Here is a 9835-nt window from a genome sequence, read left to right as displayed (position 1 = left end):
TTCGTCCTGAGCCAGGATCAAACTCTCCAATAAGGATTGTGTTGATCGCTCCAGACGGAATATGTCTGGCAATCTGGTAAAACTACTCAAAGGAATACTCCTGACGAGGAGTATTCATATTACTGACTGTGTTATCGGCACGCTGTTGAGTTCTCAAAGAACACGCGCACACCGCAGCTCATCTCCGAGGAGAGTCACTTCCGGGGCTGTGTCAGGCTTAGAAGTCTTTCGCCGCGCTCCGTTCCGGTGTTTCCCGGCCCGTTCCGCGCTGGCAGAGAGAAATTTACACGGGCGCCCACCGAGATCCAAATCGGGGGTCACTTACGGCGTAACCGCAGGTCAAGCGCCACGCGGACGGCCCAAACCCGGCAAGATCGACGCACAGTGTGACCGGCGCCACTTCGACAAGTTGTATCTCTTGATCAACGAGGTGCGGCCGGCAGGTGCACGGTGACCGACAGGCCACCCGTCGGCACGGCCACTGCCTGCGCAAACCCGCCGTGCGCTGCCACCGCGGCGCGCACGATCGAAAGCCCGAGACCCGTGCCGGACTGACTGGTGCGGTCCTTGACCCCGCGGCGGAACGGCTCGAACAGCTCCTCCACGCGGTCCGGCGCGATCAGCTGACCCGACGACGACACCCGCAGCACCGACCACTGCGGCCCGGTCTCCACCACCGTTTCGATCCAGCCGCCGACGTGGTTGTGGCGGACGGCGTTCTCCAGCAGGTTGCCGGCGATGCGCTCCAGCAACGCCGGGTCCCCGACCGCGAGCGCCGGCGCGCACCGGAACACCGTGCGCAGGTCGCGTGCCTCCGCCTCCGCGTGCACGGCCTTCCACGCGGACTCGACGACAGCGGAGAGATCGACCGGCTCACGCACCGCGAGCCCGATGCCGTCCGTGCGTGCGAGCAGCAGCAGAGCGGACACCAACTGCTCCGCACGCTCTCCCGCCGCGCGAACGACCCCGGCCATGCGCCGCAGTTCTTCCACATCGGCGTCCGGGTCGGAGAGAGTCACGTCGAGCTCAGTGCGCACCACCGAGAGAGGCGTGCGCAGTTCGTGCGACGCGTTCGCCACGAACCGACGCTGCGAGTCGAAGGCCGCTTCGAGCCGGTCGAGCATCGCGTCGAACGTGTCCGCGAGCTCGGCGACCTCGTCCCGCGGGCCCTCCAGGCGCAACCGCGACCCGAGCGACTCCGCCGACAACCGGCGCGCAGCACCGGTGACGTCGTGCAGAGGCTTCAGGACACGACCGGTGAACGTCCACGCCAGCACCGCGGCGGCGACCACCATGCACGCGAACGCGATCAGCCCGGCCTGCAGCAGGTCGTGGCGCGCGGCGTCGGTCAGCGCGTCCGTCAGCACCGTCACGTCGACGTTGACGCCGTCGACCGTGACCTGGCTGCCGGCGGGGAACGACGGCGAGGAGTCGAAGACGCGCCCGACCAGCGTCCACCCGAGGAAGAGCAGCACAGCGCTCACCACCGCGACGAGCGCGGTGGTGAGGAGGGTGATCCGGAGACGCAGTCCGGGCCCGCGCCGTCGCATGGCAGTCCCCGAGATCAGGCTTCAGCGGGTCCGATCGAGGCGCTCGGCACCCGGTAACCGGAGCCCACGACGGTGTCGATGATGCCCGGCTCCCCGAGCTTCTTGCGCAACGTCATGACGGTGACGCGCACGGTCGTGGTGAACGGGTCGGCGTTCTCGTCCCACACCCGCTCCAGCAGCTCCTCGCTGCTCACCACCGATCCCTTGGCCGCGAGCAGCACCTCGAGCACACCGAACTCCTTGCGGGTCAGCTCGATCGGCTGCCCGCCGCGCGACACGGTGCGCCGCGCCGGGTCGAGCTCGACGTCCTGCGCCGACAGCACGGGCGGCGTCGCCGGCGTCGCGCGCCGAGCCAACGCCCGTACGCGCGCGACCAGTTCGGGGAACGCGAACGGCTTCGCGAGGTAGTCGTCCGCCCCCAGCGACAGTCCCGCGACACGGTCTTCGATCGTGCCGCTGGCCGTCAGCATCATGACCCTGGTGAGCGCGCCGGAGCTGAGGATCTCCTTGCACAGCTCGTCGCCGGACATCCCAGGCAGGTCCCGGTCGAGCACCACGACGTCGTACCGCGTGACGGTCGACTTCTCGTGCCCGGTCTCGCCGTCGTAGGCGACGTCCACGGCCATACCTTCACGCCTCAGGCCGCGAGCGATCGCGTCGGCCAGAGGCGCCTCGTCCTCGACTACCAGAATCCGCACGCGTCAACGGTGCCATATCGACCTGAGAAGGCGCTTAACGACACCTTCACAGGCCGGTTCCGGCTACGACCTGCGGCCCGGCCGGTCCACCACGACCGTCGAGGCGGCCTGCAGCGCGCGGAGCTCGAGCAACGCCGGGTGCTCCTCCGCCAGCCGGGCCGCGTTCAGCAACGACCGCAAAGCAGCCGTCTCGCCGCGCGCCCGCTCCAGCGCCGCGCGTCCCTCGGACGCCGCCACCAGCTCGGCCAGCGCGGCCCGCCGCAGCTCACCGGGCATGACGACATCGCGTACGGCCACGTCGGACACCGTGACACCGAGCTCCCCGGCGCGAGCAGCGACCGCGGCCAGCACCTCGGACGCAATGGCGCCACGCTCAGCGTCAACGGCGGAGTGCGCGCGCGTGAGCACCGCACCGCGCAGTGCCAGCTGCACGGCCGTGTAGAGCTCGTCCTCCGGTGCCGCGGACTCCACCACGAACTTCGTCGCCGACGACACCGCCCACCGCACCACGACGGTCACGCGGACCAGCACACCGTCGGAGGTCGGCACGTCCTGCGCCGCCGGGGTCATCGTGCGAGGACGGATGTCGACGCGATGCAGCCGCGAACGCCGCCAGGACAGCCGGTGCTGTCCCGGCCCGAGCTCACCCACCAGCACGCCACGATCGAATCGGACGCCCCGCTCCCACGGGAACAACGTGTGCTTCATCGTCTCCACCTCCGTCCAGGCAGACCGTCCAGGCAGACCACGACCCCGGCCGGCGAACCGTCGCGGCGGGAGTCCACAAGAGACTCGCAAAGCCGGACAGCCCCGTGTGCGACCGGGGTCGTGGTTTTCAGGGGTCGAACCTGATGCTCCATATGCAACCAACACCCGCCTCGATCGTGGAACCCGGCGAGGGAGACCTGCCGGGCCACAAAAAAGCGGGCGTGGGGGTGGAGAGTAGCGGCCTACTTGTCCGCGGGCTCGTCAATTTCGACGGGCAGGCACTCCAGCCGGGCGGCCCACTCGGTGACGCGACGAGCGACGTCCTGCGCGGTGATGCCGCACAGCGCCAGCACCTCGGCACGCTCACCGTGGTCGTGGAACCGTTGCGGCAGAGCGATGTCGCGCAACGGCACCTCGACGTCGGCATCGCGCAGGGCAGCCGCGAGAGCCGAGCCGAAGCCACCGTGGCGGCCACCGTCCTCGACGGTCACGACGACCTTGTGCGACGCGGCCATCTCCACGAGGTCCACCGACAGCGGGTAGATCCAGCGCGGGTCGACGACCGTCACGCCGATGCCCTGGTCCTCGAGCCGTTGCGCGGCCTCGAGACCGAGCTCGCCCAACGCGCCGACGGTCACCAGCAGCACGTCGTTGCCCGACCGCCGCAGCACGTCGACGGAACCGACACGCTCCAACGCGGGCAAGTCCGCGCCCACGGAAGCCTTCGGGTAGCGGATCACCGACGGCGCGTCCGAGATCGCCACGGCCTCGCGCAGCTCCTCGGCCAGCGTGGCGGCGTCACGCGGCGCGGCGACGTGGATGCCGGGGATGACACCGAGGATGGACATGTCCCACATGCCGTGGTGCGATGCGCCGTCCGGGCCGGTGACGCCCGCGCGGTCCAGCACCACCGTGACGCCCTGCTTGTGCATGGCGACGTCCATCAGCAGCTGGTCGAACGCCCGGTTGAGGAACGTCGCGTAGACGGCCACGACCGGGTGCAGGCCACCGATCGCCAGACCGGCGGCGGAGGTCAGCGCGTGCTGCTCGGCGATGCCGACGTCGAAACAGCGCTCGGGGAACGCCTTGGCGAAGGCGTCCAGGCCGGTCGGGCCCTGCATGGCGGCGGTGATCGCCACGACGTCGGAGCGCTCGCGGCCGATCTCCACCAGCGAGTCGGAGAACACGTGCGTCCAGGTGCGCTTGGACGGCTTCACGTTCTCGCCGGTGATCGGGTCGATGACGCCCGTGGCGTGCATCTGGTCGGCCTCGTGGTTCTCGGCCGGCGCGAACCCGTTGCCCTTGCGGGTGACCGCGTGCACGATCACCGGTCCGCCGAACGACTTGGCGCGCTGCAGAGCGGACTCGAGCGTCGCCATGTCGTGACCGTCGACCGGGCCGATGTACTTCAGGCCGAGGTCCTCGAACATCGCCTGCGGGGCCAGCGCGTCCTTGATGCCGCGCTTGGCGGCGTGCAGCGCGGCGTACAGGGGCTTGCCGAAGAACGGCGTCTGCTGCAGCGCGCTCTTGCCCTTCTCCAGCACGCGCTCGTAGCCGGGACGCAGCCGCAGCGTGGACAGGTGGTCGGCCAGACCGCCGATCGTCGGCGAGTACGAGCGGCCGTTGTCGTTGACCACGATCACGACCGGACGCGTCTTGTCCGCCGCGATGTTGTTCAACGCCTCCCAGCACATGCCGCCGGTCAGCGCGCCGTCGCCGACGACCGCGATGACGTGGCCGTTGTCGCCGGTGAGCTGCTTCGCCTTCGCCAGGCCGTCCGCGTACGACAGTGCCGTCGACGCGTGCGAGTTCTCCTGCACGTCGTGCTCGGACTCCGAACGCGACGGGTAACCGGACAGGCCACCCTGCTGACGCAGCTGGTCGAAGCCGTCGCGGCGACCCGTGACGATCTTGTGCACGTACGACTGATGCCCGGTGTCGAAGACGATCGGGTCCTGGGGCGAGTCGAACACGCGGTGCAGCGCCACGGTCAGCTCGACGACGCCCAGGTTGGGCCCCAGGTGCCCGCCCGTCTTGGACACCTTGTCGACCAGGAAACGCCGGATCTCCTCGCACAGCTGCCTCAGCTGCGCCTCGTCCATCCGTTTCAGATCAGCCGGTCCATGCACGGACTCCAGCAGGGTCACCACGCCCACCTCACTCCTGAAGACTTCGGCTCAGTCTACGGAGACTCAGCTGAGACGCTTTGTCACCTCGTCTCAGGTACGAGCAGGGCGATGCACTCCACGTGGTGCGTCATGGGGAACGCGTCGAAGGCCCGCAGGTCTTCGAGCCGGTACCCCTGAACTGTGAATTCAGCCAGGTCGCGGGCGAGAGCGGCGGGGTCGCAGGCCACGTAGACGACCCGCTCCGGGCGGCGTCGTGCGACTTCAGCCACAACGATCTTGCCGGCGCCCTTGCGAGGCGGGTCGAGCACCACGACGTGAGGGTCCTCAACGGGCAGTGCGCGCGTCACGAGACGCTCCACCTTGCCCACCACCCACTCGATCTGCGGCATGCGGCGGAGGTTGCGCCGGCCGTCCTCCACGGCACCCGCGAAAGACTCGACGACCAGCACGGACCCCGTCTCGCCGACCTGCCGCGCCAGCACCGACGCGAAGAGGCCCGCGCCGCCGTAGAGGTCCCACGCGCGCTGGCCGGGCTCGGCCGCGATCCACTCCCCCACGACGGACGCGAACGTGTCCGCGGCCGCCGGGTGGACCTGCCAGAACCCGTCCGCCGAAACTCGCCACTTTCGTTGGGCGGCGGTCTCAACGGCCGTACCGGTTCCGGCGCGGCGCACGGTGTGTCGGCCGCGCACCTCACCCACATGCCGGTTGCCGTCACCGTCCTGGGTGATCGTGATCTCCTGCGCGCGCCACTTCCGGTCAGCGACCGACTCGACCATGCCCGGCCGCGAGATCACACAGTGGTCCACCGGGATCACATCGTGGGAACGGGTGCCTCGGAAACCCGGCCTGCCGTCGCGGTCGACGGCCATCCGGATCCGGGTCCGCCACTCCAGCGGACCGCCGGGCAACGCCTCCACGACGACGTCCCGTTCGATCTTGCCGAGGCGCGCCAGCTGCTCGCGGACGACCTGCGCCTTCAGCTCCCGCTGGGCGTCCCACGACACGTGCTGGAAGTCGCAGCCACCGCACATCCCCGGCCCGCTGAACGGGCACGGCGGCTCGACGCGGTCCGGTGACGGCTCCAGGATCTTCACGGCGTCAGCACGGCAGAACGACCCGCCGTTGTCCTCGTACACCGACACCACGACACGTTCACCGGGCAGTGCGTGCCGCACGAACAGAACGCGTCCCTCGTGCCGTGCGACGAAATGCCCGCCGTGTGCGACGGGTCCTACCTCTACCTCGAACTTCGAGCCCACCCAGCTCATCGGTCGTCCAGTCCCCTTCGGACAGCGCCGGGCGCGATGACGTCCTTGTCCTTGACCTTCACGGACGACGCGAGCTGCCACGGCACGCTCGTCACCATGACACCCGGCTGGAACAGCAGCCTTCCCTTGAGCCGCAACGCGCTCTGGTTGTGCAGCAGCTGCTCCCACCAGTGACCGACGACGTACTCGGGGATGAACACCGTGACGACGTCGCGCGGGTTGTCGGTCTTCACGCGCTTCACGTAGTCGAGCACGGGCTTGGTGATCTCGCGGTACGGCGACTCGATCACCTTCAGCGGGATCTTGAAGTTCTCCTTCTCCCAATCCGCGACGAGCCGGCGGGTGTCGCCGTCGTCGACGTTGACCGTGACGGCCTCCAGCACGTCCGGCCGCGTGGCCTTGGCGTAGGACAACGCACGCAGCGTCGGCATGTGCAGTTTGGACACCAGCACCATCGCGTGGTTGCGGGCGGGCATCGTGCGCACCCGCTCCTGCTGGCGGAGCTCCTCTGCGACGGTGTCGTAGTGCTTGCGGATCGCCGTCATCAACGCGTAGATGGCGGCCATCGCGGCGATGGCGATCCACGCGCCCTTGGTGAACTTCGTGATGAGCACGATGATCAGCACGGTCGCGGTCATGGCGAGGCCGAACGTGTTGATCGCCTGCGAGCGGCGCATCCGCTTGCGGGACTCCACGTCCTTCTCGGTCTTCAGCAGCCGCTGCCAGTGCTTGATCATGCCGAGCTGGCTCATCGTGAACGACACGAAGACGCCGACGATGTAGAGCTGGATCAGCCTGGTGACCTCGGCGTCGAACGCGATCACCAGCACGACCGCGAACCCGGCCAGGAAGACGATGCCGTTGGAGAACGCCAGCCGGTCGCCGCGGGTGTGCAGCTGCCGGGGCAGGTAGCGGTCCTGCGCGAGGATCGAGCCGAGCACCGGGAAGCCGTTGAACGCCGTGTTCGCCGCCAGGACGAGGATCAGCGCGGTCACGCCGGTGATGAAGTAGAAGCCGGGTGGGAACGAGTCGAACACGGCATGGGCGATCTGCGCCACCATCGTCTTCTGCTCGTAGCCCGCCGGCGCGTTGGTGATCTGGTGCTGCGGCGACTCGGCCATCCGCACGTCAGTCAGCTGGGCGAGCACGATCAGGCCCATCAGCATCACGACCGCGATACCGCCCATCAGCAGCAGCGTCGTGGCGGCGTTGCGGGACTTGGGCTTGCGGAACGCGGGCACGCCGTTACTGATCGCCTCGACACCGGTGAGCGCCGCACAGCCCGACGAGAACGCACGCATCACCAGGAACACGAACGCGAGACCCATCAGGTGGTCCTGATCGGCGTGGATCTCGAGACCGGAGCTCTCCGCCCGCATCTCGTCACCGAGCACGAGCCCGCGGAACAGGCCCCACGCGATCAGGCCCATGATGCCGATCATGAACGCGTAGGTCGGGATGGCGAACGCGGCGCCGGATTCGCGGATGCCGCGCAGGTTGATCGCCGTGAGCACGACGATCGCCGCGACCGCGAACTCCGCCTTGTGGGTCGCGACGAACGGGATCGCCGATCCGATGTTCGCCGCCGCCGCCGAGATCGACACCGCGACCGTGAGGATGTAGTCCACGAGCAGGGCGCTCGCCACGGTGAGCCCTGCTCTGCGTCCCAGGTTGACCGTCGCGACCTCGTAGTCGCCGCCGCCCGACGGGTAGGCGTGCACGTTCTGGCGGTAGCTGGCGACGACGGTGAGCATGACCACGACGACCGCCACGCCCACCCACGGCGCCAGCGCGTAGGCGCTCAGGCCAGCCACCGACAGCATCAGGAAGATCTCCTCGGGCGCGTAGGCGACCGAGGACATGGCGTCCGAGGCGAAGACGGGGAGGGCTATCCGTTTGGGGAGGAGGGTGTGCGAGAGACGGTCGCTGCGGAACGGCCTGCCTACCAGGAGGCGTTTGGCAGCGGTGGCGAGCTTGGACACGGCCAGAGCGTAAGGGGTCCGCTCACCGGGACGGGCTAATGCTCGGTAGGTTCTGCCCAGAGTTCGCCTGAGGAGGCATGTCGTGCACGTGGTGATCATGGGGTGTGGCCGGGTGGGAGCCTCCCTGGCCAGGGCCCTCGAGCGACTCGACCACCAGGTCGCCGTGATCGACAAGGACCCGCAGTCGTTCCGCAGGCTCGGCAGCGACTTCCACGGCCAGCAGGTCGTCGGCAACGGTTTCGACCGGAACGTCCTGATCGAGGCCGGCGTGGAGCGCGCGGGCGCGTTCGCGGCGGTCTCGAGCGGCGACAACTCGAACATCATCTCGGCGCGGGTCGCGCGGGAGACTTTCGGCGTCGAGCACGTCGTCGCCCGCATCTACGACCACAAGCGCGCCGCCGTGTACGAGCGGCTGGGCATTCCGACCGTGGCGACCGTGCCGTGGAGCACAGACCGGTTCCTGCGCATGCTGCTGCCCGAGGGTGCGGCGACCGCGTGGCGCGACCCGTCCGGCACCGTCGCGGTGCTGCCGATCGAGGTCGACGAGATGTGGGTCGGGCGGCCCGTGTTCGAGCTGGAAGGCGCGATCGGCGCGCGGGTGGCGTTCCTGATGCGGTTCGGCACGGGTGTGCTGCCCGACGCCAAGACCGTCGTGCAGGCCGACGACACCATCTACGTGGCGGCGCTGTCCGGCACGATCACCGACGTCGCGGCGGCGGCGCTGCAGGCACCGGAGGAGAGCTGATGCGGGTCGCGATCGCGGGTGCGGGCGCGGTGGGCCGGTCCATCGCGCAGGAGCTCGTCTCGGACGGGCACCAGGTGATGCTGATCGAGCGGGACCGGGCGCACTTCGACCCGAACTCCGTCGAGCAGGCCGAGTGGGTGCAGGCCGACGCGTGCGAGCTGTCCTCTTTGGAGGATGCGGGCATGCACCTGTGCGACGTGGTGATCGCCGCGACCGGTGACGACAAGGTCAACCTCGTGGTGTCGCTGCTGGCGAAGACCGAGTTCGCGGTCCGTCGTGTGGTCGCGCGCGTGAACGACCCGACGAACGAGTGGCTCTTCACCGAGTCGTGGGGTGTCGACGTCGCCGTGTCGACGCCACGGTTGCTGGCCGCGATGGTCGAGGAGTCCGTGACGATCGGTGACGTCGTGCGGCTGCTCACGCTGCGGCAGGGGCAGGCGAACCTCGTGGAGATCACCCTCGACGAGTCGACGCCTTTCGCCGGCCGCGCCGTCTCGGAGCTGACGCTGCCCCGCGACGCCGCGCTGGTGACGATCCTGCGCGGCGGACGGGTCATCGTGCCGCAGCCGGACGACACGCTCGAGGGCGGCGATGAGCTGTTGTTCGTCACCACCGCCGCCGTCGAGCAGGACATCAAAACCGCACTCGGGTATTAGTGCCTTGACCTCCGGTCGGTGCCCCGTATTTCGACGGTCAGACGGGTGCATCGCGGTGCTCTGCTGAGCGCCGGAAGACGCGGCACCGACCGGCGG

8 protein-coding genes are annotated in these 9835 nt (G+C 69.0%); 2 read left to right on the top strand and 6 right to left on the bottom strand.

What is annotated here, in order from left to right:
- Positions 1–422: 422 nt before the first annotated feature.
- From C8D87_RS31030 to C8D87_RS31005, 6 genes are all read right to left on the bottom strand, one after another.
- Complete coding sequence (locus C8D87_RS31030; protein ID WP_109640396.1) at positions 423–1550, bottom strand: sensor histidine kinase; 1128 nt, start codon at positions 1548–1550, stop codon at positions 423–425.
- Between the two features lie 14 nt (positions 1551–1564).
- A complete protein-coding gene (locus tag C8D87_RS31025) occupies positions 1565–2248 on the bottom strand; it encodes a response regulator transcription factor (RefSeq protein ID WP_109640397.1) in 684 nt (227 codons plus the stop codon).
- Positions 2249–2311: 63 nt separating this feature from the next.
- Positions 2312–2956 (bottom strand): slipin family protein, encoded by a 645-nt coding sequence (locus C8D87_RS31020; protein ID WP_112229354.1) that lies wholly within the window; start codon positions 2954–2956, stop codon positions 2312–2314.
- Positions 2957–3198: 242 nt separating this feature from the next.
- Positions 3199–5103, bottom strand: a complete 1905-nt coding sequence (gene dxs, locus C8D87_RS31015) for a 1-deoxy-D-xylulose-5-phosphate synthase (RefSeq protein ID WP_112229353.1) — start codon at positions 5101–5103, stop codon at positions 3199–3201.
- Between the two features lie 62 nt (positions 5104–5165).
- A complete protein-coding gene (locus C8D87_RS31010; RefSeq protein WP_112229318.1) occupies positions 5166–6356 on the bottom strand; it encodes a class I SAM-dependent RNA methyltransferase in 1191 nt (396 codons plus the stop codon).
- Positions 6353–8338 carry an APC family permease gene (locus C8D87_RS31005; RefSeq protein WP_112229317.1) on the bottom strand — a complete coding sequence of 662 codons (1986 nt, stop codon included), beginning with the start codon at positions 8336–8338 and terminating at the stop codon, positions 6353–6355. Before C8D87_RS31005 ends, C8D87_RS31010 begins: the two co-directional genes overlap by 4 nt.
- A gap of 82 nt (positions 8339–8420) precedes the next feature.
- Between C8D87_RS31005 and C8D87_RS31000 the strand changes: the two genes are divergently transcribed.
- Together C8D87_RS31000 and C8D87_RS30995 are read left to right on the top strand one after the other, a co-directional pair.
- On the top strand, positions 8421–9083 hold the full coding sequence (locus C8D87_RS31000) for a potassium channel family protein (RefSeq protein ID WP_109640400.1): 663 nt from the start codon (positions 8421–8423) through the stop codon (positions 9081–9083).
- A complete protein-coding gene (locus C8D87_RS30995) occupies positions 9083–9739 on the top strand; it encodes a potassium channel family protein (RefSeq protein WP_109640401.1) in 657 nt (218 codons plus the stop codon). The genes C8D87_RS31000 and C8D87_RS30995 overlap by 1 nt, the downstream gene beginning before the upstream one ends.
- Positions 9740–9835 lie beyond the last annotated feature (96 nt).

The sequence above is a fragment of the Lentzea atacamensis genome, from assembly GCF_003269295.1.
Lineage (GTDB): Bacteria > Actinomycetota > Actinomycetes > Mycobacteriales > Pseudonocardiaceae > Lentzea > Lentzea atacamensis.
Note: the sequence above shows the minus strand (reverse complement) of the source record. Positions and strands in the feature narration are given on the sequence as shown.